The organism is Sphingomonas sp. MS122, assembly GCF_049532975.1.
In the GTDB taxonomy this organism is placed as follows: domain Bacteria; phylum Pseudomonadota; class Alphaproteobacteria; order Sphingomonadales; family Sphingomonadaceae; genus Sphingomonas.
The window spans coordinates 672,324-696,617 of the sequence record NZ_CP186695.1 but is presented as its reverse complement, the minus strand read 5'-3'; the positions used below and the strand labels follow the sequence as shown (position 1 = coordinate 696,617).

The window sequence follows — 24,294 nt, the reverse complement described above, 5'->3', positions numbered from 1 at the left end:
CTTATCTGCAGCGCGATGTCGGCTAGGCGCCCGCATTCCTGTCGTTCAGGGCATTCGGGCGACACTAAGCTGACGATCCTGAACAGCGCATGTGCGCTCCTCGCCCGGGGTGACGACTCTGTTCAGAAACTGGCCGACAGATTGAGAGAGACGTAGCGCGTCGTGTTCCCTGGCGGCGCATTGGGTGCTTCGCGCAGGAAGCGCCCTTTCGCGAGAAGCAGGCCATTCGCCTCGAAGCGCAGACGGGCCGGGACCAGCCAGTATCGCACCCGCGCTTCGATCTGATGGCCCGCAAAGTCGCCCGAGCGACCGCTCGCGTCGCGCACCCCGGTCGTCGAGAAGCTGTCCCGGTCGGAGGCCAGCCACATTGCGCGATAGACGGCGAACCAGTCCGCGCGCTTGCTCGGCGTCGCCTCGATGCGGATGCCGGGAGTCATGATGTTCGCCCGCGCGACGGAATTGTAGAGGCCGGCGGGTGCCAGGTCGGCGCGCCGCATGCCGAAAAGCGTATCGAACCGTCCATAGCGTCCGCCGGGCTTGTCGCCGCTCGCCCGGTCGAACTCAAGCGACAGGCGCGGCTTCCAGGGGCTCGCGAATGTATAGCCGATATCGGCGTGGACGAAGGTCGCGCTGACCTGTTGTGCGGGCGCGGTCGGCGCGGTCGAGGCACTGATCTCGCCGGTCTGGTAAATGGCCTCGATCTCGTAGTCGACCTTGCCCGGCGCAGGATCGGCGATCAGCCGTGCGGAGAAGGTATCGAGCGACCGGTCGCGGGTCAGGCGACCAAAGCCGTCGCGTTCGCCGAGATGGAAGTAGCCGAGCTCGCCCGTCGCCGGGCCGAGGAGCTTCGCCTTGCTGACCAGCCCGCCCCAGAGCACCAGATCGAAATTCTCCCGATCCATCTGCACCTTCTGGTCGCGGATGTCCTGCGGGCCGTCGGGCAGGCGATATTGCGGCAAGGTGTAGATCAGCGTGGCCTTGATACCGCCGGGCGCGGAGAGGTCCGCCCGCACTCCGGTGTAGCCGTTGGTGGTGTTGCGGTAATCGTCCGCCGCGACGAGGCGGCGCGACCCCAGATTGAGCGTCATGCGGCCCGCGCTCAGCGTCAGCTTGCTGCCCTTGCCGAACGGTTCCCGGATGTCGCCCGCGACATAGGCCTGGACCAGTTCGAGGGTGTTCACTTCATTGGTCGAGATCGGCGTTCCGTCATCGGCCCCATAGGCGCGGCTGTCGAACAGTTCGGCACCGATGCGGATGTCGTCGCTGCGATATTCGGCGAGAATCTGGGTGCGAATGTTGAACAGCGTGTCGCTGCTGTTGAAGCCGGCGCGTGCTTGGCCGTCGATCGCCTCGTAGCGCAGCCGAACGCTTCCGCTGATTGCCAATCCGTTCTCCTGCCGCGACGGCGCCGGCTGCGTTTGGCCATAGGCTGCCGATGCGATGCAGAGGCAGGGAAGCGTCAGGCCCAGCAAGGCTGACCGGGTGGGTTTCATGATATAGATATTCCACGAAGCTATTGATCGTGATACATATGCATCATGAGTGATATATCGACAAGCCGGTGGCTGGCGTTGCTGCATCAGATGCCCGCCAAACCGCCTTATCAGCGGGTCAAGATCTGGCGTCGGCTGCAGGCGATCGGCGCCGTGCCGCTCAAGAATGCCGCGCATGTGCTTCCACGCGGCGAAGCAGCCGAAGCTGTTTTCCGGGCGCTCGCCGAAGAGATCGTCGCCGGGGGCGGCGAAGCGACGCTGATCGGCGCAGAGCTGCTTGCCGGCCTATCGGACACCGACGTCCGGGCATTGTTCGATGCGGCGCGGGATGAGGACTATGCCGAGATCGCCGACGCCGCGCGCCGGCTGCTCGAGACCGGTCCGGCGAGCGGACAGGAAATCGCCCGGTTGCAGAAGCGGATGGAGGAGGTCGGCGCCATCGACTTTTTCGGCGCCCATGGGCGGCAGGAGGCGGAGTCCGCGCTCGCCGAGCTCGATCGGCAGCGCTACGCCCATCCCGACGTCGGTCGGGCCGAGCCCGCCGCCCCGGTCGAGCCGGAAGCGCTGATCGGCAGAACTTGGGTGACGCGGCGCGGCGTTCACGTCGATCGCATCGCCTGTGCCTGGCTGATCCGCCGCTTTATCGACCCGAAGGCGCAGTTCCGCTTCGTTGATGCGAAATCGCACGTCCCGGCGCCCGGCGAGCTGCGCTTCGACATGGTCGATGCCGAGTTCACCCATGAAGGCGATCGCTGCAGCTTCGAAACGCTGCTGCTACGCGCGCACCTGGCCGAAGATCAGGGACTCAGCGCGCTCGGCGAGATCATCCACGAGCTGGACATCCAGGACGGTAAGTTCGCCCGTCCAGAGACGCCGGGCGTTAGTGCGATGCTCTCGGGCGTCTGTGCCTCGACCGACGAGGATCTCGAGCGGATTGCGCGCGCGAGCGACGCGCTCGACCAATTCTACGCATTCTTCAGCAGCCGAAAGAACGAGCGATGAACAGCGCGACCCTTTTGTCCGATGTACCGGCTGCGCCCCGGGATCATGGAATACCGTTTGGCGAGGCGGTTCGAGTTTGGGCCCGGGTGGCGGCCCTGAGCTTCGGCGGCCCCGCCGGCCAGATCGCTGTGATGCACCGCATTCTCGTCGACGAGAAGAAATGGATCGGGGAGGAGCGCTTTCTGCACGCGCTCAATTACTGCATGCTGCTCCCCGGGCCCGAGGCCCAGCAGCTCGCCATCTATATCGGCTGGCTGCTCCACCGGACCAAGGGCGGTCTGGTCGCGGGCGCCCTGTTCGTCCTGCCCGGCTTCCTCGCCATCCTCGCGCTTAGCTACATCTACGTGCTGTTCGGCAACGTGCCGATGGTGGAGGGCCTGTTCTTCGGTCTGAAGGCGGCGGTGCTCGCCGTCGTAGTCCAGGCGGTAGTCCGAGTCGGCTCGCGCGCCCTCAGGAACAACGTCATGCGCGGGATGGCGGCGGCCGCCTTCTTCGCGATCTTCTTCCTCGACGCGCCCTTCCCCCTGATCGTCCTCGGTTCGGCGCTGATCGGCTTCTTCGCTGGCCGCGCCGGCTCGAGTGCCTTCAAGGGCGGCGGCGGCCACGGCGGCGGCAAGGGCGAGGTCGTGCACGATCGCGACACCGCGCTGGGCGAAGATCTGCCCGAGCACGCTCGCCCCAACCTCGCCTGGTCGCTGCGCATCTCCGGCGCGCTGCTCGCGCTCTGGCTCGTTCCCGTTGCGGCTCTGGTCCTGGCGTTCGGGCCGGGCGACGTGTTCAGCCGGATCGCGACCTTCTTCAGCCAGATGGCGGTGGTGACGTTCGGCGGAGCCTATGCCGTGCTCGCCTATGTGGCGCAGGAAGCCGTCGAGACCTATGGCTGGCTGAAGCCCGGCGAGATGCTCGACGGGCTCGGCATGGCCGAGACGACGCCGGGGCCGCTGATCATGGTCACCCAGTTCGTCGGATTCATCGCTGCATATCGCGATGCCGGTGGGCTCAATCCGCTTGTGGCGGCCACGCTCGGCGCGATCCTCACCACCTGGGTGACCTTTGTGCCCTGCTTCCTGTGGATTTTCGCGGGCGCGCCCTTCGTCGAGCGGCTGCGCCATAACCAGCCACTGTCGGCGGCGCTCTCGGCGATCACAGCGGCGGTCGTCGGCGTGATCCTCAATCTCGCTATATGGTTCGGCATCCACACGCTGTTCGGCGAAGTGCGGGCGGTGTCGTTTGCCGGTGGCAGCTTCGACGTGCCGGTACTCGGCACGGTCAATGTCGCGGCGCTGCTGCTGGCGCTCGCGGCGGCGGTCGCCGTGTTCCGTTTCAAGGCCGGCGTCCTGCAGGTACTTGCCGCCTGCGCGGCGGCGGGCGCAATCTACATCCTGTTCCTGCAATGATTCCGAAGCCGACATGTCCGATCTCACCCGCCGCGAAGCGGTCGCGGGGAAACGGTCAGGCGGGGGGGCACGGCGTTCGGCTCGTTCGATCGGTGCCACCTCCGGACGGCAACTACGTGGTGACGGCGGCCTCGCTCTATACATCTCCCTCGCCGGACGCGGTCCTGACGCAGGCGCCGCCTGTCGGCTTTCCTTTCAGCCAGCCGGACAGCCCCGGCATCGCGGAAAGTGCAGCTGCGCAGCTCAGCTGATATCGACAATGCCTGGCCCGGCGCCGGATCAATGCAGTCGCTTACGATAAAAATACCTGACGCGATTCGCTCCGCCGGTCCGTTGAAGAATCTCATTCCACCTGCCCATCAATTGGGGTTCCCGACCGGGATAGGCGGCGTGCCTTTGTAGGTCGCGAGCTTGACCCGCAAGACCTGCTCGCGGTCGGTGAAATTGAGGCCATAATCGACCGAATCGCCGTTCCACACGCGGCGAAAGATCCATTTGCCATTGTCGAAATGGCCTTCCTCCACCCGCAGCAGCATCATCGATTCCAAGGGAGCCGGCTTGCTGAGGCCGAAATAGACGCGAGAGCGGAAACCGGTGACGAGGAACTCGTTCTCGCCCAGCTGCGCCACCGCCACGCCGCCTGAAGGCTCGGCATTGCCGGTCGGCTTGTCGGTCCCGAACTGCCACTGACCGAAGGTGACGGTCAGGTTGTACTTGCCCATGTCGATATGCTGGGTGTGCTGCGCCTTGGGATCGGTCGGTTCGGCCACGCCCCAGGTCCTGCCTTGCGCTGCCCATGCCGCCCATTCGCGCTGCATCGGGGCGAAGAGGCGGTAGTTGCGCGCGAACAATTCCATCGTCGCGTCGTCGAGCGTCTTCGCGCCGAGCGGGAAGTTGTAATAGCCGGTATAATCCATGCCGAACGGCGCGAAGCCGATCGCTCCCCTGCCTATAACGGGGAAGAAGTAACGGGCGAATTCCTTGTCGTTCCCCGTTTCCGGTACGAACAGCGCGTTGTCCGGCCGGTCGTAATAGCCGAGATAGGCCATGTAGGCGGCATGGTCGCGCGCGTAGATGTCGGGCGCGACGATGTCGATTGCCGGCGCGGCGGCCTTGTAGACGTCGATCACATGATGCACCGGACCGCCGCTAGCATAAGTGGTGGCGGGCTGCCGCCCGAAGGCGGCGGCGAGCGCGGCGTTCATGTACATGGGCAAGGGCTTGACCGCCTTGCCGGCAGCGGCGATCTCGCTGGTGTAGCTGGCGACCGACCAGGCGTGGAAGAACTCGTCCGCGTCCGTCCCGAACACCTCGCGCCAGGTGCCTGGCTTCTTCTTCATCTGCTTCAGCAGCGCCGCGGGAACCTGGCCATCGAACAGCTTCTGCGCGATGGGCGAGAAATCGCGCACGCTGCCGTAGCTGCCCGGCTCATTCTGCGGCTGAATCATGATGACCGTGTTCTGCGGATCGTTCTTCTTCAGATACTCCATCAGCTTGATGAAGGCGCGCTTGTCTGCCTCCAGCGTCGTACGGTGATGCGGCGAAAGGGCGTAGTGCACCTCACCCTTCGCATTGATCATATGTGGAAAGCGCTTCTGGTCCAGCTTGAGCCAAGCGGGCGCGTAGCTTGGCGCCGTGTTCTTCCATGTGCCGAACCACAGCAGCACGAGGCGCAGGTTGCGCTCGCGCGCCTGAGGCAGCAGCGCGTCGAGGAACGAGAAGTCGAACTTGCCTTCTTCCGGCTCGATCTGCTCCCAGCCGACCGGCACCTCGACCGTGTTGGCGTGCATCTTTTCGATCGCGGGCCAGACTTCCGGCAGCGTGGCGGGATAATTGGCGCTGTTGTTGACCTGGGCCCCGAGCATCAGGAAAGGCCTGCCGTCGACGATCAGGGCGTGTTGGCCGTCGCGGCTTTCGAGGCGGGGCAGTGGGTTCGTCTGTGCCGAGGCTGCGAGGGGCAGCGAGATCGTGGCAAGCGGCAACAGCCAGCGCGCAAGTCGATGCATGAGGATCTCCGTGTGTTAGGGCTTGGTTCCAGGGAAGGCCGCGGGGGGGAGACTCGCCGTCCGGCGCGCAGCCGGTCATTCTACAATTCTCAATTTCCGCTCCCGTGGTTCCAGGCCCGCGCCCCCAAAAGGGGTCGGACGTACGTGCGTCCGACCCAAGGGAGGGCCTGCAAGCTAAGGAAAAGATTGAAAGCAGTTCGGCGGCGATACGCGCTGCTGCTCGTTCGCGGGACTGCGGTGCGTGTGCCCGCGATCCGACGGCGACGGCAGTTGGCAACCGAAGATCCTCCCCTCCTCATATGCGGAACGAAGCCATGCCGGGTCCGTCGCCGGGCGTTTACGTCCGCAGTCAACCTATAGCGGCGGATCGGGCGCGTTCCGAAAATTGTTCCGGGAGCCCGGTTTGACCCCATGAGGCGGACTGGGCGGCGTTCAGCCGGAGCCCGCGCGGGTCGTCCAAATTCGAATCGGCGACTTTGCGGTCAGAGCGGCTGTCCCAACATGGCCTCGAGCCGCGATCGGTAGTTGCGGCTCAGCATCAGGTGAGTGCCGTTCTTCAGCACGACCTCAAATTCGCCGTGGGACCTGCGCTCGAGCAGGGCGATCGATTTCAGGTTCACGATGCTGGACCGGTGAATGCGGGCGAAGCGGAACGGGTCGAGGCGCTCCGCCACCGCGGCGAGGCCCGCGCGATAGAGAAATTCCTGGCCGCCGACATGCAGCGTCACATAGACGCCGGCGGCACTGATCCACTCGATGTCGTCCGCCATCACCAGCCGGGTGGTGCCGCGGGACTTGATGGCCAGCCAGTCCCAGATCTCGCCTGGCTTGGCGCGCTTAGCGGCGAGTTTGAGCAGTTCCGGGCCAAATGCGTTCGCATCGACGGAATTGCTCGCACGATATTCGTTCAGGCGCGTCTTGACGCGCTCCATCGTCTGCTCGAAGCGGTTGTCGCCGAACGGTTTCAGCAGATAGTCGATGGCGTCCGCCTCGAACGCGCGAACCGCGAAATGATCATAGGCGGTGACGAACACGGTGAGCGGCATGTTGCCGGCACCCAGCGCGTCGATCACGCCGAAGCCGTTGACGCCCGGCATCTGGACGTCGAGGAACACCATGTCCGGCCGCTGCGTCTGGATCAGCTCGACCGCGGCGGTGCCGTTCTCCGCCTCCAGGATCCGGCCGATGTCGCGATCCTTGCCGAGCAGGTTGGCAAGCCGCTTTCGAGCCGGGGCCTCGTCATCGACGATCAGGGCGCAGATCGGGTGGGTCGGCGCTTTCACGTCCGCGCCTCCCGGGTCGAGCGGAGGGGAAGGCGGATGGCCACTTTGGTCCCATCGCCCTTTCGGCCGCCGACCGTGAAGCGGTCCGCGCCCGATTCCGGATAAAGCGCCTCGAGACGCTCTTGCGTCACGCGCAAGCCGATGCCGCTGGACATCCCAATCCGCCAGTCAGGCGGCAGACCGGCGCCATTATCGACGACGTCGATTTCCAGTTGATCGTCCCGCCGTTTCGCCGAGATTTCGATCCTTCCCCCTGCCATGCGGCTCTCCACCCCGTGGCGGATCGCGTTTTCCACCAGCGGCTGCAACAACATGGAGGGAACCAGGGCAGAACGCACCTCGGGGGCGACATCAATTTCGATGTCGATCCGGCCACCGAAGCGGACCTTCTGGATGGCGATGTAGTTGCCCAGGAGGGTCAGTTCCCGTTCGAGCGTTATTTCAGCGCTGTCCTTGCAATCCAGCGAGTGCCGCAGCAACGTGCCGAGATTCTCGATCATCTCGCGGGCGAGTTTGGGATCGCTAACGACTTCCGACGAGATGGCGTTCAGCGCATTGAACAGGAAATGCGGTTCGAGCTGCAGGCGCAACGCGTTCAGATTGGCCTCGACCAGCCGCCGCTCCATGCGCTCCAATTCCAGACGGCTCATCAGCAGGCGATTGTAGAATTTGAAAGCGTGCCAGATTCCAACGAGCGCGCAATAGGTGACCCAGCTTCCGAGAAAATAGAATTTCGCGAACTCGGCGCTGCGTAGGGGATTCCACCAGATCTGCTCGATCGGATAGACCAACAAGCCCGCAAGCAGGGTGTGAATGAGGCTGGCGGGAATGCTGAGCAGCAGGATGAGCGCCACCCGGAAGCTGCTCTGCCCAATTGAATTGAGCCGCCGATCGATCAGCAGCAGCGCGGGCGTAAGCAGCACCCAGGCCCAGCCATCCGTGACCTTGGAAAGGAAAACGGGCCATTCGAAGCCCTTGTGAAGGACCTCGGGGACCGTCTGAAAGACGCCGACCGCGGTCCATATTGCAGTGACGAGGAATGCCAGCCGCATTCGGGAAATCGCGCCGGGGCCCAGGGCCAAAGCCAAGCGATCGACGACCGAGCCGGTTCGTGCCGGCGGAGGCAAGGCGGGCGAGAAACGGTCGGGCAGGGCGCGGTTCATGGTCGGACCAGCAGATGGAGTGAGAGGACGTGGTCGCATCGGAGCGCTGAAGTGGCAATGCCGATGATATGATATGCGCATCCTTCGCCGAAGCGTCCCGCGGTGATGGCAGTCGCCAGGCAAGGCGCTTCCTCAACATGCCCGCTCCGGCAGGCGCCGCCCGACCATGCGGCGTTCATCCGTTCCTGTTGCGGCTGAGCGTGCCGGCATCGTCAACTCGCGGACGAGTGCGGTTTTCGCGAAATCGGGCTCGAAGACCGCTTCACCCTCTCCTGGTCCGTTTCGCAACATTTACCCTTTCGCGAGGCCCGGCAGCTTGTTCCGGTGAAATGGTCCGACTATGATAGCGCTATCATAAATGGCGCGCGGCCTCGCCGCGGTCAGAGCTCATCAAGCGTGGCTCGGTCATGCGCCGCTCATCGGAAACGGTGTGGGCGACGAGCTCGGGAATGCGGATGGCAAGGGTGGCTCGTGCACTCCCATCGGCATCATGTGAGGAGAGGGGTGGCATGAAGCACGGCCGGCCTGAGCTATTATCCACATGCTTTCCCTCCGCTGAAAGGGTCGCCGCACCTTCGGCCAACAGATGAAAATGAGTCGGGGAGAAAGCGCATTGCCCGCCTTGGCCGTGTTCCTCAGCCGTTTCTGGCTGGCCGCGCTCTTGTGCGTCGGCGCCGTTCCCGCTGCGGCGGAAACGCGCAGTCTGTCCCAGGACTGGCTGTTCGCGCGTGGCGACGTGGAGGGCGCTCAAGCCGCGGCCTTTGACGATCGCGGCTGGATGCGGGTCGTGGCACCCCACGACTGGGCGGTCATGGACAAGCCCGACGGCACGCCGCCGTTCGATCCGAATGCGGTCGGCGGCCAGGATTCGGGCTATCTGCCCGGCGGCATCGGCTGGTACCGTCGCCACCTGAACCTTACCGCGGAAGAAGCCGCCAAGGTCGCGCGGCTGAACTTCGAGGCGGTCTATATGGACGCCGACATCTGGCTGAACGGCGTGCTGCTGGCCGAGCATCATTACGGCTACACCGCCTTCATGGTCGATCTGACCGGCAAGCTCAGGGCCGGCGACAATGTGATCGCCGTGCGCGTCCATCATGAAGACCCCTCCTCGCGCTGGTATGCCGGGTCGGGCATCATCCGGCCGGTCACGCTCGACCTTCTCGACTGCGTGCACCTCCGCCCGGAGAGCATCTTCGTCGCCACGCCCGTCGCGACCGAGGCGTCCGGCACGGTGGCGATCCACGCTTCCGCCGCGAACTGCGCGGCCAGGGCGCAGGGGGTGGAACTGGTCTCCAAGCTCGTCGCGGCCAATGGGGACGTGGTGGCACAGGCGAGCGAGCGCCGCACCGTTTCCGGCAGAGGCGGGGCGGACTGGGTCCAGTCGCTCGCCGTGCCGCGCCCGGCGCTGTGGTCGCCGGATTCGCCCAATCTCTACACGCTGGTCCAGCAGCTGCGGGTCAACGGCGTCGTGACGGACGAGCGGCGAACGCGCTTCGGTATCCGCACGATCACCGTGGACGCGGCGAACGGCGTGCGCGTCAACGGAAAGCCGGTGAAGCTGCGCGGCGGCAATATCCACCACGACAATTACATGCTGGGTGCCGCCGGCTTCCCCGACGCCGATGCGCGCAAGGTCGCGCTGATGAAGGCGGCTGGCTACAACGCGATCCGCAACGCCCACAACCCGGCGAGTCAGGCGATGCTGAACGCGGCGGACGAGCTTGGCATGCTCGTCATCGACGAAGCGTTCGACGCCTGGAACAAGAGCAAGCGCGGCATGGATTATGCGCGCTTCTTCAAGACCGACTGGGCGCAGGACATCGACAGCATGGTCGTCAGCGGGCGCAACCATCCGAGCGTGCTGTTCTGGAGCATCGGCAACGAGATTCCGGAGGACGGCACGCCGGAAGGCGTCGAGACCGGACGCAAGCTCGCCGCGCGGGTCCGCATGCTAGATCCCACCCGGCCGGTGACGCAGGGGGTCAATGCCGATCCGCCGAGAAGCTCGCACCAGTTCGACGTGCTCGATGTCGCCGGGTTCAACTATCACGCGCACGACTTCGAGAAGGAGCATGCGAAGTTTCCGGCCAGGATTCTCTATACCTCCGAATCGCTGACGAAGGACGCCTTCTCCTATTGGCGATATGTCGAGAGATATCCCTGGGTGATCGGCGATTTCGTCTGGACCGCGGTCGATTATCTCGGCGAGAGCGGCATCGGCTGGATGGGATATAGCCAGGACTGGCAGAAGCTCGGGCCCTATCCCTGGCACCTTGCCTATGCCGGCGAGATCGACGCGACCGGGCGCAAGCGGCCGGCCGCCTATTATCGCCAAGTGCTCTGGAAGACGGGCATCGACCCGGTCGCCGCCTTCGTCCGCCAGCCCAAGGGGACCGAGGATCTACCGGACCGCCATTATTATCCGATCACGCCGCCGCATCTCGACTGGTCGCATCCCGACGTCCATCCCAGCTGGACGTGGCGCGGGCAGGAGGGCAAGCCGCTCGAGGTGCTGGTCTATTCCGAGCTTCCCGAGGTCGAGCTGTTCCTCAACGGCAGGAGCCTGGGACGCAAGCCGGTGGGCGTGGACACCGAATACACGGCGTCGTTCGAGGTGCCCTATGCCCCGGGCCGGCTGAGGGCGGTCGGCTATCGCGGCGGGCGCGAGGTGGCGCGCTGGGAGCTGCGCACCGCCGGACCGCCTGCCGCCGCGAAGCTGAGCATCGATCGGCCGCGCCTCGCCACCAACGGCACCGACATCGCCTATGTGACGGTCGAGCTGGTCGATGCCGACGGCACGCCGATCTATGCCGGGGCGGACGATCGCCCTGTGACCGTGCGCGTCACCGGCGCGGCCGGCCTCGCTGGTGTCGGCAATGGCGACCCGCGCGACGCGTCGAGCTTCCAGTCGGGGACGCGTTCGACCTTCCACGGCCGCGCCGTCGCGGCGATCCGCTCCGGAACACGGGCGGGCCCGATCATGGTGGAAGTCGCCGCCGCCGGCCTGCCAACGCAACGGTTGCGTCTCGATGCCGTGTCGCGCTGACCTTCTGGTTGATCCAGCTGCGCACCGGATGGCGGGTGTTTTGCCCGACGGGGCTTGCGAAACGAGGGTGAGGGAGAGATCATGGTGACGCTCAGCAAACGCGATATGCTCGGCATCTCGGCGATGACGGCTTTCGGGTTCGCGAGCCCCGCGCGGGGGCGGCCCCAGGTCGAAAGGGAAGGCGGGCTACCGCTTCCGCAGATTCCGGCGGGCCGCTTCGACTCCTCGATTGAGTCGCTGAAAACCTACCGCACGCCGGATTGGTTCAGCGACGCCAAGTTCGGCATCTGGTCGCATTGGGGACCGCAGGCCGTGCCGCGCCAGGGGGACTGGTACGCACGTTTCATGTATGTGCCGGGCCATCCCCATTACGATCATCACCGCAAGAATTACGGCCACCCTACGGAGTACGGCTACAAGGATCTGCTGCCCTTGTGGAAGGCCGAGCGCTTCGATCCCGAAGCATTGATGGAGAAATACGCCGCCGCGGGTGCAATGTATTTCGTGTCCATGGGCGTGCACCACGACAATTTCGATCTGTGGGACTCGCGGCATCACCGCTGGAACGCGGTGGAGATAGGGCCTCGCCGCGACATCGTGGGGGAATGGCAGAAGGCGGCACGGCGGCGCGGCCTGCGCTTCGGCGTGTCGGAGCACCTCGGTGCGAGCTACACCTGGTGGCATCCCAATCACCTCTATGATCAGTTCTGGCCGAAGCTGGGGGTCAGCTATGATGGCGCGGATCCCAAATATGCGGACCTTTACCACGACAATCGCGACGAGCCGTTCCGCAATACGCCGGCCAGCTGGTACACGCGTAATCCGGCGTTCCACCGGAAATGGTTCGACCGCATTCGCGATCTGGTGGACAGCTATCAGCCCGACCTGCTCTATTCGGACGGCGGTCTGCCGTTCGGTGCGGTCGGCCGCTCGCTCGTCGCGCATCTCTTCAACACCAGCATCCGCCGCACAGGCAGGCTGGAGGCAGTTTATACGTCCAAGGACACCGGATCCGGCGAGTTCCATAAGGAAGCCGGGGTCCAGGATGTCGAGCGGGGTGTGCTCCAGGGCATCAATCCCCTGCCCTGGCAGACGGACACGTCGAACGGCGACTGGTTCTACAGCGACAGCCATCCCTACAAGAGCAGCGCACAGGTCGTGGCGATGCTGGCCGATATCATCAGCAAGAACGGGAACTTGCTGCTGAACGTCGTGCAATATCCCGACGGCAGCCTGCCGCCGCAGTCGGAGCAATTGCTGATCGACCTCGCGGCATGGATGAAGGTCAATTCGCCGGCGATCCACGGCACGCGGCCGTGGAAAATTCATGGTGAAGGTCCCACGGAAACCAAGGGCGGCATGTTCTCCGAACAATCGGACTATGTCGCGAAGGACATCCGCTTCACGACGAAGGGCGGGAAGCTGTTCGCGATCACCCTGGGCGAGCCGGCCGGTCAGGTCGCGATCACCTCGCTTGCCCAGGGTAATCCCCATGAGGCGCGCCGTGTCCGTGCGGTCCGGTTGTTGGGACATCCCGGTGCCGTCGCTTTCCGGCAAACCGGCCAGGCGCTTGTGATCGACCTGCCGGCGCGACTTCCCGCGCGTTACGCGAGCGCCTTTGAAATCTCCTTCGCCTGAGGCGGGGCTCATTGCTTCTCAAGACCGACTGGAAACCATGCTGGGAATCGCAAACCGCACGGCCTGCCCCTCTGCCTTGGCCATCGCACTGAGCCTCTCCACCGCTCTCGCGCCGGCGGCGATTGCGCCTCGGGCGCACGCACAGAGCGCGGCTGGACATTCCGAATGGTCCGGCAAAGGCCAGCTGTTCGTCGGCACTTGCTATCAGCCGGTCGACCGCTCGCCCGAGCAGATCAAGCAGGACATCGCCGTTCAGGGGCGAACCTTGTGCGTCAATACGAAGAACGCACCTGTCACGGTGACGTTCGAGGGTACGAAGACGGGGATGCTGTCGCGCGAGAACTATACCGGCAAGATCGAGTTGCCTGCGTTCGGCGCGAGTTGCTGCAATAGGCGGCGCAACAGGCGACTGCCACTTTCTGGCATCGCCAACCGTTGAATTCGAGGGGAGCGAAGGGATGAAATTGAACAACGGGCGCCAATTGGGGATGATCCTGGTGATTATTGCAGCGCTCGGCGCCGCGGGATCGGCGGCGGTCGCGGTGGGCGCCAGTCCCTCTCAATTGCCCGGCTTTCGCTGGGCGTCATCTGCTCCGCTCATCTCCCCACCAGCGAATGCCGGGCCGGACTTTTACGGCGTGAAGGACCCCTCGGTCGTTTACCATGACGGCAAATACCATGTGTTCATGACCACGGCGACCGGCAAAGGCTGGGGGCTGGCCTACACTTCCTTCAAGGAATGGAAGGACGCACCAAGGGTGCCGATCGTCGGGCTGGAGAATTCGCCGATGGGGCCGGGTTACCGCGCCGCGCCGCAAGTCTTCTACTTCGCGCCTCAGAAGTTGTGGTACTTGATCTATCAGGGCGGAGACCCGCTTTATTCTACGAGCCGCGATATCAGCGATCCGACGTCGTGGACCGCGCCCGCACCCTTCTTCAAGACGGTGCCGGAGGTCGTGAAGCAGGCGAACGGTCAACCGGCATGGCTTGATTTCTGGAACATCTGCGACGAGCGGAACTGCTATCTCTTCTTCACGGGCGACAACGGCAATTTCTATCGCGCCGAAACGCCGCTGGCGCAGTTTCCCAACGGTTTCCACAACACCACGCGCGTTATGCAGGGCAAGCGGGATGACATATTCGAAGCGAGCAACACCTACAGGATCGCCGGAACGAAGAGCTATCTGACGCTGATCGAGGCGATCAGCCCAAAGGGCCGCTATTTTCGCGCATGGAAGAGCGACGGCCTGGCCGGCGAGTGGGAGCCGCCGACGCCAGATGCCATGAACATATTCGCGGATTCCGACAATGTCCGTTTCGACGGTCGTGCCTGGTCCGAAGGCGTCTCTCATGGCGAGATGATCCGCTCTACGAGCGACCAGACCCTGACGATCGATCCCTGCAAGCCGCTTCGGTTCCTCTACCAGGGGCTCGATATGGCGAAGGGCAAGTCATATGAATATATCCAGCTGCCCTATAGGCTGGGCCTCATCACGGCGACCGGATCCAATCCGGTAAGCAGGATGTGCAAGAAATAGCCGGTCGCTTTGGGGCGTAGGGCTTGCCGCACGGGGATAAGCTACGCCCCCCAGAGTCAATGTGACGCGCTCTTCGCCGCATGACCGAATTTGTTTCGAAACGGACGGGCAATTCGCGAAATGGACCTGGGCGTCGTGGGAAGGACGAAGGCGCTCAGGCACCCGCGTAATCGTGCAGCCGTTCCAACCGGTCGTCCGTAGACAACAGCCGAAAACTATGGCTGTGGTAGCGCTAACGGTAGCGTTGTCCTTTGGGAGTCTTCCCAAAAGAGGCAGAGGGGTGGGAGAGGAGTGGTGGCCGGCAGCGGCGGTCTGATTTCGGGCGGTGAGGCGAGGGCCTGGCCAATGATCCGTCACCTCCTTTCGCTGTGCGCAGCGGCGGCCTTTCTGGTTCCCGGCGCGGGCGCTGCCCAGATGCCCACCGACGAGCAGCGCTCGGCGAGCAAGGTGGCGAACGCCGATCCGACGCTCGCCCCGGACCTCTTGCTGCCCGACCGGCATATGGCGTGGTGGCGGGACGCCAAGTTCGGAATCTTCGTTCACTGGGGACTCTACGCCATTCCGGCGAAGGGCGAATGGCACATGTTCAACGACAAGGTGCCGGCCGGGGAATATGCGAAACTGGCAGCGCGGTTCAATCCACGAGGCTATGATCCGAACGCCTGGGCCAGGCTGGCGCGAGAGGCGGGCGCCAGGTACATGGTGATGACGGCGCGGCACCATGACGGGTTTTCGCTGTTCGACAGCCCATCCAGCTACGGTCGTTTCGATTCGGTCCGTTCGGCCGCCCGCCGCGATCTGATCGCCCCCTTCGTCGCTGCTGCCCGGCGCAACGGTCTGCGCGTCGGCATCTATTATTCTCCCCTGGACTGGCGCTTTCCGGGCTATTTCCGGCCTCGAGAGCTTCCCGACAACGCGCGCCTCCTGAAGCGGCAGACCTATGGTCAGGTCGAAGAGCTGATGCGCAACTATGGGGCGATCGACATCCTGTGGTGGGACGGCGGCTGGCTGGCGCACCAAGGGAGCGATGCGGACGCCGCATGGTTCTGGGAACCGGACAAGCTCAACCGCATGGTCCGGCGCTATCAGCCCAGGATCGTCATCAACCCGCGATCCGGCTGGCAGGGCGATTTCGATACCGCCGAGGGACCGGGGCCGATCACCGGGCCGATCCGTGCGCGGCCGTGGGAAAAGACCTTTTCGATCAACCGGTCGGCATGGGGATATACGCGCGACGACAAGGTGATGAGCGCGGACGAAGTCATTGCGTTGCTGGTCAATGCCGCCGTGCGGAACGGAAATGTGCTCGCCAATGTAAGTCCCGACCCTGACGGGATGGTGCCGGCCAGGCAGGCCGAAACGCTAAGGGGGGTGGGGGCCTGGCTTCGCCGGCACGGCAAGGCGATCTACGGGACGCGGCCTGGGCCATTGCAGCCGGTCGACGGAGTCTATGGCGCGACGCAATCCGCCCGCAGCATCTTCGTTCATGTCCTGAGCTGGCCGACGCCCGAACTGCGTATCCCGCTGCAGGGAACGGTCGGGGACGTCCGCAACCTGTCGGGCGGCCAGGTCCATTGGAAACACGAAGGCGGCATGCTGACGCTCGCCATCCCGACGGCATCCCGTGGAAACCCGGTGACGATAGTGGAGATCAGGCGCGGCGCGCGCCGAGGCGGTGGGACGTCGCCGTCGGAACATTCAGCTTCTCCCCGGGGATAACCTCACGTTCACATGCGGATTTGTTCGCGGTTTGGATTTTGCAGGTCGGACAACGTTGTCCCTGAATCGAAGGTGCCCGTGCTCGGCAGTGCGTTGCTCAGATAGAAGATGAGATGGGAGAGAGTGAATGAGAGTTGCGAGACGCCAAATTCTTGCTTCGACGATCGCATTGGTGGCAGCGGGCTGTTCGGGAGGATCGGCTAGCCCAATGTCGGCATCATCGCCTTCTCCCTCCCTCACTCCGACGCTCACGCCAACACCGGCGCCGACCGGCCTGTACCCGAGTTACAACACGAACCCGATCGCCGCGGATCCGTCGGGCATGCCGAACACGGCTGGGGGAATCGCCTCCCGCATCCAGCTTGGCCTGAATATCGGCAACACGATGGAGGCGATTGGAGGCGAAACCAATTGGGGTAACCCGCAGATCACGCAGGCGCTGATCGATACCGCCAAGGCGTCCGGCTTCGACGCGATCCGGCTGCCTTGCGCTTGGGATCAGTATTCGAACGCGTCGACCGCCAAGATCAGCGCTGCCTGGCTCGATCGCGTCAAGCAGGTGGTGCAATACTGCATCAACGCGAACATGCATGTGCTCCTCAACATCCATTGGGACGGAGGCTGGCTTGAGAACAATGTCACGCCGGCTAAGAAGGATGCTGTCGCCGCGAAGCAAAAGGCGTTTTGGGAGCAGATCGCCACGCATCTGCGCGATTTCGACGAGCGCCTGATCTTCGCCAGCGCGAACGAACCGAACTGTGAAACCGCGGAGCAGATGGAAGTTCTCTACGCCTATCACCAGACCTTCATCGACGCCGTCCGCTCGACCGGCGGGCGGAACGCGCACCGCGTACTGGTGCTGCAATTGCCGAACGTAAACGTCGATCTGTCCAAGACTTTATGGTCGCGCATGCCTGTCGATCAGGTCCCCAATCGCCTGATGGTCGAGCCGCATTTCTACAGCCCCCCCAATTTCTGCATCCTGACCGAGGACGCGAGCTGGGGACGCATGTTCTATTACTGGGGAAAGGATTTTCATTCGACGATCGAGCCGGACCGCAACGCCACCTGGGGCGAAGAGGAAACGGTCGATGCGCATATGGCGCTGGCGAACCAGCTGTTCGTAAGCAAGGGAATCCCGGTGCTGCTTGGTGAATACGCGACGCCAAGGCGCTCCAACCCTCTCGATCTGGACAAGCACCTCGCCTCGCGCGCGCATTGGATGAAATATGTGACGCAGAAAGCGCGGGAGAATGGAGTTCTTCCGTTCTATTGGGACGTCGGCGATCTGATCGATCGGCGGAATTATGCGGTGAAGGACCGGCAGGGCCTGGACGCATTGCTCCAAGGAGCCGGCAAGAAGTGAGTGGCACCCCGACTTTGTTAGAGAGCACGCCCCTGACGCGGCGCAGCAGGAAGCATTTTATGAGCCTCGGACGCATGAGATTCTCGATTGTGCCCTTGTTGGCGCTGCTCGGTGCCGCGCCCGCGCCCGAAGCCAAGTGGGAGCGCATCTTCGACGGCAGGACGCTCGCCGGCTGGACGCCCAAGATCACCGGCCGCGGCGCGGGCGAGGACCCTCTGGGCATGTTCACCGTGCATGACGGCGCGATCCGGGTCTCGCACGCCAACTACAGGAAGTTCGAAGGCGAGTTCGGTCATCTCTTCTGGAGGATGCCGCTCAAGGCTTATCGCATCCGCTTCGAATACCGGCTGTTCGGCGATTCCCTGCCGGGCATCCAAAGCTGGCAGGCCAGCAATTCCGGGCTGATGTTCCATTCGCAGGCGCCGGAGACGATGCGGCGCGATCAACAATTTCCGGTGAGTCTGGAGATGCAACTGCTCGGGATTCCGCGTCCTGCGCGGGAGCCGACCGGCAACCTCTGCACGCCCGGCACCACCGTTGTGTTCGAGGGGAGGCGCGATCCCCGCCATTGCATCCTCTCCTCCTCACCGCTGCTCCCGGTCGGCCGCTGGACCCGCGTCGAATTGGAGGTGCTGGCCAATGGCGAGATCACGCATTTCATCGATGGCAAGCCGGTGCTGCGTTATTCCGCCCCCGAGCTCGACCCCAAGGACAAGGACGCGCAGCGGCTGATTGCCGCCGCGGGGGGCAAGTTGGCGCTTCGCCAAGGCTATATCGCGCTGCAGAGCGAGGGCCACCAGATCGAGTTCCGGAACATCGAGCTGCAGCGGCTCGATCGGTCTGGTGCCGGCGACGGAGGGGGTTGACGCATCGCGTGCCCGACGCCGGGGCGTCACGACGAAATTTTGGGATCAGCGGGTCAGCACAGTCTTACGCGTCTTATGTCAGTCCGACGGGAGCCTCCTGATCTTCAAGACGGCACCCCCCGATGGCGCGAGCGGCAAGCGGATGCTCGTTGACGAGGTGACCCGGCGAACGCTTCTTACCACCTGGTCGGGCGCGGCACCATCGAGCCAGAGGGTGGCCTCGTATGATCCGCGACCGAGGAAGCGCAAAGAGATGTCCAAGGTCTTCGCAGACTCGTTCGACATGGCGCCGACATACCAGTTGCTTCCCTTTCTCCGAGCGATGGCGACATGGTCGTTCAACTTGGCCGATAACGCCCGCGTTTCATCCCAGCTGGCGGGCACCGCTCGAACGAAATCGTATCCGCCTTGGCCGGCATAATTGTCAGGGCTGTCCGACACACCCTGGAATGGGCTCTCGTACACCACGTACATCGCGAGACCGTGCCCGCGTGTCGTTTGGACGGTGGGCGTCATCGCCTCTGGCGTGAACGTCTCCGGAGTTCGGTTGCGGAAGCCGCCAGGCGTATAGTCCATGGGTCCGAGCAGCATCCGGGTGAGCGCGAGGTTGACGTTGTGCCGCGCGGTCACCCGATAGGTCCACTTGTTGTACTCGGCGCCGAACACTCCTTCTTGGGTAAGGAAATGCGGATAGGTGCGGTTGAGGCCGCGCGGCGGAAAGGCGCCGTGAAGATTGACCATCAGCTGGTTGGCGGCGGCTGCATCGAGCAGCCGGTGATAGAAGGCGACCATCGGTTGGTCGTCGCGGTCCATGAAGTCGACCTTGATGCCCTTGATGCCCCAGCTGGCGTAAAGCGGCAGCGCCTGGTCCATGTTCTTGTCCAGCAGCTTCCAGTTGAGCCACAGCCACAGTCCGACGTTGCGCTGCGCCGCATATCGGACAAGCTCGGGCATATCCACGGCGGCGGCGGTCTCGAGGTTGTTTGCTCCGGGAAGAACGACCGGGCCGCCGCCGGCACCCATGTGCCAGCCCTCGTCGATCATCATATATTCGAGGCCGCTGCGGCCGGCGAAATCTATATAGGCTTTCAGCGTATCCGTCGTGATCGGAACCTGCTTGCCGCCCAGCGTCGGCCCGTTCCACCAGTCCCAGGCATATTTGCCGGGCTTCACCCAGCCATAGTCGCCCTGGGCGGGAGAGGCGAGGCTGGTGACCAGGTTGGATTCGACCAACTCACCGACAGTGTCCCCCACCATCACCAGCCGCCATGGCGTTACAAACCCGGAATTGCCAATCCACAGATAAACCGCAATGGCTGGATCGTCCGGCCGCGGTGAAAGTCTCGCCTGAAGACCGAGACTGCCGTCTTCGCGCCCGCTGAGATAAAGCCCGGCATAATCCTTCAGGTCCGCCTCGGCGAATGCGAGTGTCGGGCCCCCGTCACCGGTTTCGCAGACCACGGGCAAATCCAGCAGGTGGTGGAAGCGAATTTGCGAAGCGCCGACGGGGTCGAACTCGCCTTCGTGGCTGCTCGTGTACCGGCCTACATTGAACGCCTGGCATTGGTAGTCCGCCGGGAATGCGAACTCGGTAACCTCGCCGGCCAGGCGCAACTCTCGAAGCTGGGGTTGCGGCGGAACCCGGTAGCGGAACGCAAAGCCCTGATCATAGGCGCGGAAGATGATGTCGATCCGGCGGCGTGCGCCGCCTGTCTCCGAATAACTGATGGTGACTTCGTTATAGGCGTCTCGCACCTCCGAGGATTTGCCGATGTGTCGGTACGAGTCCACGCCTGAGCGATGCTCTACTCCCGTAACCGCCATCCCACCGGCAAGCGTCTGATGTCGCTCGAAGCCCAGCCCCAAGGCTGACGGCCTGATCACGCTCCTGCCCCGAAAAGCGAGTGCGAACGTAGGGCGCCCTTGTGCATCCAGCGCGAGTTGCCCCTGCAACTGCCCATTCGGGGATCTCAGCACCTCTGCCGACGCTGACGAAGCACCGAGCAAGCCCAGACAGAGAATCAAAACTTGGGAACCGCTGACGATCTTCGAAACTCGTCTGATGAAGGTCATCAAAATATCCCCCATATTCTCACATACAGCTTCCGCTGGTTGTTTCGAGGAGCTCGAGGCCGGTTGCAGCAAGCGCCAGCCTAGCGAAATGTCGTCGCGCGCATCGGCCGCTGCATATCCGCCCGCAAATTGCGGCCGGTCTTTGGCCACCCTGCCCGCCGTCAGCTCCTCTCCAGCTCCCTATAACGCTGGGGGAGATCGCCGGCCGAAATTGTTCCAGGCCGGAATATGACCTCGCAAGCCGGACCGTGAGACAGCCAAGCAGGTACGGCCTCGTCCCGGTTTTCGATCAATTCTGAACGACAAGCATGTCACAGCACGCAGGACATCCGGCGAACCGGAGAAGCCCTCATCCCCCGGCAGGTTCGGCCGAGACGCCGCGCCAAGGCCAATCACAACGTCGGCCGCGCCGCGGCCCGGTACCCTACGTACTAATCCCAATCGAGCGCCCGAGAGCGGCGCATTAGGCTGGCTTCCCGGGCGGCAGTGGCCGGTGAGGGGACGATTGCGCGACATGCCGAGTCACGGAGTAATCCGACCAAGTCTTGCACGAACTACGATTGGCCGGCGGGAGCGCATCCTGCCGTTTTGATGTCGGCGCCAGGTCGCCGGCGCGGCGCAGACGGCCCGGAGCGCTCCGATAACGAAGGCGTGACTCGGTATGAACTCGACCGCCCGGAGCTCACTGGCACCGCGCCTGCTGCTCGTTGAAGACGACGACGCCGTGCGCCGCGGGCTTCAGCTGCTGCTGACCGGGCAAGGCTATCAGGTCCATGCATTTTCCCGCGCGACGCTCGCCCTCGCCGATCCCTCGGCAATCGCGGCGAGCCACCTGGTCATCGACTATGTCCTGCCCGAGGGCGACGGAATCGAAGCCCTGCACGTCCTCCAGTCGCATGGATGGAAGGGATGTGCCGTCCTAGTCACCGCTTTCTATTCCCGGCAATTGTGCGACACGGCGCTCGCCGCCGGTTTCGCCGCAGTCCTCCCGAAGCCGTTTCGCGAAATGGAACTGCTCGAGGCACTGGCGCGGGACGCGCCGGTGCCGACTGGGGGAAATCCTGACTCAACCGGTTGAGCTGGCAAATTTTTGCTCGATATCGAACCTATGTTATGTTCCCGCCGCTGGTCGGTAGACGGCGGGTGCGAAGATTGGGTTGCGCCCGGCGCATGAGCCGTCCTGCGGGGGCGCATGAAGGCTGAAGGGGAGTCCATCAGCACGCGGGCCTGGCGCGGTTATGGGTTCGCGATCCTTGTGGTGGCCGTCGCCACGCTGGTGCGTGTGATCCTGGATCCCTGGCTGCAGGGCCGCGCTCCTTATCTGTCCTTCAGCATCGGCGTTCTCGTCGTCTGCGTGTTCGCGGGGCGCGGGCCGGCGATCCTCGTGGCGCTGCTTTCGATCGCCGTCGTCCGGGCAATGGGATGGGTGCCGGGACCGTTCTGGTCGTTGAGCCTGCTGATCTTCGCCGTCGCGGCGAGCCTGACCATCCTGATCGCCGGGCACATGACCTGGCTTCGTCGCAAATCGCAGGAGAGCGAGCGGCGCGCCGAGCGCCGTGCCGAACTCGCCGACGAGCTTGCCGAGGAGCTCAACCTGCTGATCGACGGCGCCACCGGTTACGGCATCTACATGCTCGACCCCGACGGGAATGTGACGATCTGGAGCAAGGCGGCGGAGCGCCTCAAGGGCTGGCGCGAGGCCGAGGTGGTCGGCCGGCATTTCACGCTATTCTATCCCGAAGCCGCGGTCGCCGCGGGCAAGCCGCAACTCGATCTGGCGCGCGCGCGCGAAGAGGGGCGGCTCGAGAAGGAGGACTGGCGGGTCCGCAAGAACGGCTCGGAATTCCTCGCGCACGTCACGCTCACCGCGCTGTACGACAAGCAGGGCGAGCTCAAGGGGTTCGGCAAGGTCATCCGGGACGTGACCGAGCAGCGCGCCGCCGAGCAGAAGCTTGCGGCAAGCGCGTCGCACTTCCGCTCGATCCTCGCCACCGTCCCCGACGCGATGGTCGTCATCAACGAGACCGGCAAGATCCTCTGGTTCAGCGCCGCAGCCGAGCGGTTGTTCGGCTATGCGGAAGCGGAAGTCATCGGCTTGAACGTGAGCCGGCTCATGCCGTCGCCCGACCGCGAGCGCCATGACGACTATATCAAGCGCCATCTTGTCACTGGCGAGAAGCGGGTGATCGGCATCGGTCGCAGCGTGATCGGGCAACGGCGCGACGGCAGCACCTTCCCGATCGAGCTTGCCGTCGGCGAAGCGGTCTCGGACGGTGCGCGCGTGTTCACCGGCTTCATCCGCGATCTCACCGAGAAACAGGCCGCCGAGCGGCGCATCAACGAGTTGCGCGGGGACCTCGTCCATGCGGCGCGGGTCAGCGCGATGGGGACCATGGCCTCGACGCTGGCGCACGAGCTCAATCAGCCGATTACCGCCGTCGCCACCTTCGTGCGCGGCGCCCGCAACTTGCTGCATGAAGGCAGGCCCGAAGAGCGCGGCATGATCGAGGACGGGCTGGACGGCGCCTATGAGGAGGCGCTGCGCGCGGGGGCGATCGTTCGCCGCCTGCGGGAGTTCGTCGCGCGCGGCGAGGTCGAGAAGTCGGTTGCCGATCTCGTCGAACTGGTCGACGAAGCTTCCAAGCTCGCGCTGCTCGACGCGCGCGAGAAGGGCGTTCGCACGCGGATCGAGCTCGATCGCGAAGTGCGCCAGGTGCTCGTCGACAAGATCCAGATCCAGCAAGTGCTGATCAACCTCATGCGCAACGCGATCGAGGCGATGTGCCAGTCGCCGTCGCGCCTGCTGACCGTTTCGAGCACGCGCGAGGACGACGGGTTTGTGCGTGTGACCGTGGCCGATACCGGACCGGGGGTTCCGCCGGAGATCACCGAGAATCTGTTTCGAGCCTTCAACAGCACCAAGAACGACGGCCTCGGCCTCGGCCTGTCGATCTGCCGTACCATCGTCGAGGCCAATGGCGGGCGTATCTGGATGGAACCACGGACCGAGGGAGGCACATGGTTCCATTTCACCCTGGTCCGTGCCGATGCGGAGGTGTCCGAATGACCGACAGGCCCCTGGTTCACGTCATCGACGACGAGGAAAGCGTCCGCCGTGGAACGAGCTTCTTCCTCAAGAGCATCGGCTATGCGGTGCGCAGCTGGGAATCGGGCGCCGGATTCCTCAGGGAAGTACGCCATGTCGAGAGCGGCTGCATCCTGCTCGATATCGGCATGCCCGAGATCAACGGGCTGGAAGTACAGCAGCAGCTCAACGAGCGCGGCGTGACGATGCCGGTGATCGTGCTGACCGGACATGGCGATATCGCCGTGGCGGTGAAGGCGATGAAGGCGGGCGCGGTCGATTTCCTGGAGAAGCCCTTCGAGACCGAAGCGCTCGAGGATGCGATCCGCCGCGCGTTCGAGCGGCTTGCCGCCGAGAAGAGCCTCATGGTGCGCGCGGCGGATGCGGAGGTCGTGCTCGGCGTGCTGAGCGAGCGCGAGCGCGAGGTGCTCGAGGGGCTGGCGCAAGGCCACCCCAACAAGACCATCGCTTATTATCTCGGCATCTCCCCGCGCACCGTCGAGGTGCATCGGGCGAACATCATGATCAAGCTCAAGGCGCGCAGCCTGTCGGGGGCGCTGCGGATCGCCTTCGCGGCGGGCATGGGCGAAGACCGCGGCTGAGCACGCTTCCCGCG

General features: G+C 64.3%; 17 protein-coding genes. 12 read left to right on the top strand and 5 right to left on the bottom strand.

Going from position 1 to position 24,294, the window contains the following annotated elements:
* Window positions 1–122 precede the first annotated feature (122 nt).
* A complete protein-coding gene (locus ACO227_RS03225; RefSeq protein WP_423605231.1) occupies window positions 123–1,580 on the bottom strand; it encodes an alginate export family protein in 1,458 nt (485 codons plus the stop codon).
* On the opposite strand from ACO227_RS03225, the gene ACO227_RS03220 reads away from it, so the two are divergent.
* Window positions 1,572–2,495 (top strand): chromate resistance protein ChrB domain-containing protein, encoded by a 924-nt coding sequence (locus ACO227_RS03220; RefSeq protein WP_423605229.1) that lies wholly within the window; start codon window positions 1,572–1,574, stop codon window positions 2,493–2,495. The two genes, ACO227_RS03225 and ACO227_RS03220, sit on opposite strands and share 9 nt — an antisense overlap.
* On the top strand, window positions 2,492–3,892 hold the full coding sequence (gene chrA / locus ACO227_RS03215) for a chromate efflux transporter (protein WP_423605228.1): 1,401 nt from the start codon (window positions 2,492–2,494) through the stop codon (window positions 3,890–3,892). The genes ACO227_RS03220 and chrA overlap by 4 nt, the downstream gene beginning before the upstream one ends.
* A gap of 359 nt (window positions 3,893–4,251) precedes the next feature.
* On the opposite strand, the gene ACO227_RS03210 is transcribed toward chrA, so the two are convergent.
* The 3 genes from ACO227_RS03210 to ACO227_RS03200 all read right to left on the bottom strand — a co-directional run bounded on the left by ACO227_RS03210 (window position 4,252) and on the right by ACO227_RS03200 (window position 8,344).
* Complete coding sequence (locus ACO227_RS03210) at window positions 4,252–5,898, bottom strand: DUF5597 domain-containing protein (protein ID WP_423605227.1); 1,647 nt, start codon at window positions 5,896–5,898, stop codon at window positions 4,252–4,254.
* A 482-nt stretch (window positions 5,899–6,380) separates the two neighbouring features.
* Window positions 6,381–7,181, bottom strand: a complete 801-nt coding sequence (locus ACO227_RS03205) for a LytR/AlgR family response regulator transcription factor (RefSeq protein ID WP_423605225.1) — start codon at window positions 7,179–7,181, stop codon at window positions 6,381–6,383.
* Complete coding sequence (locus ACO227_RS03200) at window positions 7,178–8,344, bottom strand: sensor histidine kinase (RefSeq protein ID WP_423605224.1); 1,167 nt, start codon at window positions 8,342–8,344, stop codon at window positions 7,178–7,180. Before ACO227_RS03200 ends, ACO227_RS03205 begins: the two co-directional genes overlap by 4 nt.
* A 613-nt stretch (window positions 8,345–8,957) precedes the next feature.
* On the opposite strand from ACO227_RS03200, the gene ACO227_RS03195 reads away from it, so the two are divergent.
* The 7 genes from ACO227_RS03195 (at window position 8,958) to ACO227_RS03165 (ending at window position 18,520) form a co-directional block, all read left to right on the top strand.
* On the top strand, window positions 8,958–11,393 hold the full coding sequence (locus ACO227_RS03195; RefSeq protein WP_423605222.1) for a glycoside hydrolase family 2 TIM barrel-domain containing protein: 2,436 nt from the start codon (window positions 8,958–8,960) through the stop codon (window positions 11,391–11,393).
* Between the two features lie 81 nt (window positions 11,394–11,474).
* Window positions 11,475–13,031 (top strand): alpha-L-fucosidase, encoded by a 1,557-nt coding sequence (locus ACO227_RS03190; RefSeq protein ID WP_423605220.1) that lies wholly within the window; start codon window positions 11,475–11,477, stop codon window positions 13,029–13,031.
* 76 nt (window positions 13,032–13,107) lie between these two features.
* On the top strand, window positions 13,108–13,470 hold the full coding sequence (locus ACO227_RS03185; RefSeq protein ID WP_423605218.1) for a hypothetical protein: 363 nt from the start codon (window positions 13,108–13,110) through the stop codon (window positions 13,468–13,470).
* Window positions 13,471–13,489: 19 nt separating this feature from the next.
* The gene (locus tag ACO227_RS03180) at window positions 13,490–14,569 is read left to right on the top strand and encodes a non-reducing end alpha-L-arabinofuranosidase family hydrolase (RefSeq protein WP_423605217.1); all 1,080 of its coding nucleotides are present in this window, start codon (window positions 13,490–13,492) and stop codon (window positions 14,567–14,569) included.
* A 294-nt stretch (window positions 14,570–14,863) separates the two neighbouring features.
* A complete protein-coding gene (locus ACO227_RS03175; protein WP_423605216.1) occupies window positions 14,864–16,288 on the top strand; it encodes an alpha-L-fucosidase in 1,425 nt (474 codons plus the stop codon).
* A 208-nt stretch (window positions 16,289–16,496) separates the two neighbouring features.
* Window positions 16,497–17,654, top strand: coding sequence for a glycoside hydrolase family 5 protein (locus ACO227_RS03170; protein WP_423605214.1), 1,158 nt, complete (start codon window positions 16,497–16,499; stop codon window positions 17,652–17,654).
* A 59-nt stretch (window positions 17,655–17,713) separates the two neighbouring features.
* Window positions 17,714–18,520 carry a 3-keto-disaccharide hydrolase gene (locus ACO227_RS03165; protein ID WP_423605212.1) on the top strand — a complete coding sequence of 269 codons (807 nt, stop codon included), beginning with the start codon at window positions 17,714–17,716 and terminating at the stop codon, window positions 18,518–18,520.
* A 78-nt stretch (window positions 18,521–18,598) separates the two neighbouring features.
* On the opposite strand, the gene ACO227_RS03160 is transcribed toward ACO227_RS03165, so the two are convergent.
* Window positions 18,599–20,743, bottom strand: coding sequence for a glycoside hydrolase family 97 protein (locus tag ACO227_RS03160; RefSeq protein ID WP_423605210.1), 2,145 nt, complete (start codon window positions 20,741–20,743; stop codon window positions 18,599–18,601).
* Between the two features lie 511 nt (window positions 20,744–21,254).
* On the opposite strand from ACO227_RS03160, the gene ACO227_RS03155 reads away from it, so the two are divergent.
* From ACO227_RS03155 to ACO227_RS03145, 3 genes are all read left to right on the top strand, one after another.
* Window positions 21,255–21,671 carry a response regulator gene (locus tag ACO227_RS03155; protein ID WP_423605209.1) on the top strand — a complete coding sequence of 139 codons (417 nt, stop codon included), beginning with the start codon at window positions 21,255–21,257 and terminating at the stop codon, window positions 21,669–21,671.
* Between the two features lie 114 nt (window positions 21,672–21,785).
* On the top strand, window positions 21,786–23,660 hold the full coding sequence (locus ACO227_RS03150; RefSeq protein WP_423605207.1) for a PAS domain S-box protein: 1,875 nt from the start codon (window positions 21,786–21,788) through the stop codon (window positions 23,658–23,660).
* Window positions 23,657–24,280 (top strand): response regulator transcription factor, encoded by a 624-nt coding sequence (locus ACO227_RS03145; RefSeq protein ID WP_423605205.1) that lies wholly within the window; start codon window positions 23,657–23,659, stop codon window positions 24,278–24,280. Before ACO227_RS03150 ends, ACO227_RS03145 begins: the two co-directional genes overlap by 4 nt.
* The last annotated feature ends 14 nt before the right edge of the window (window positions 24,281–24,294 follow it).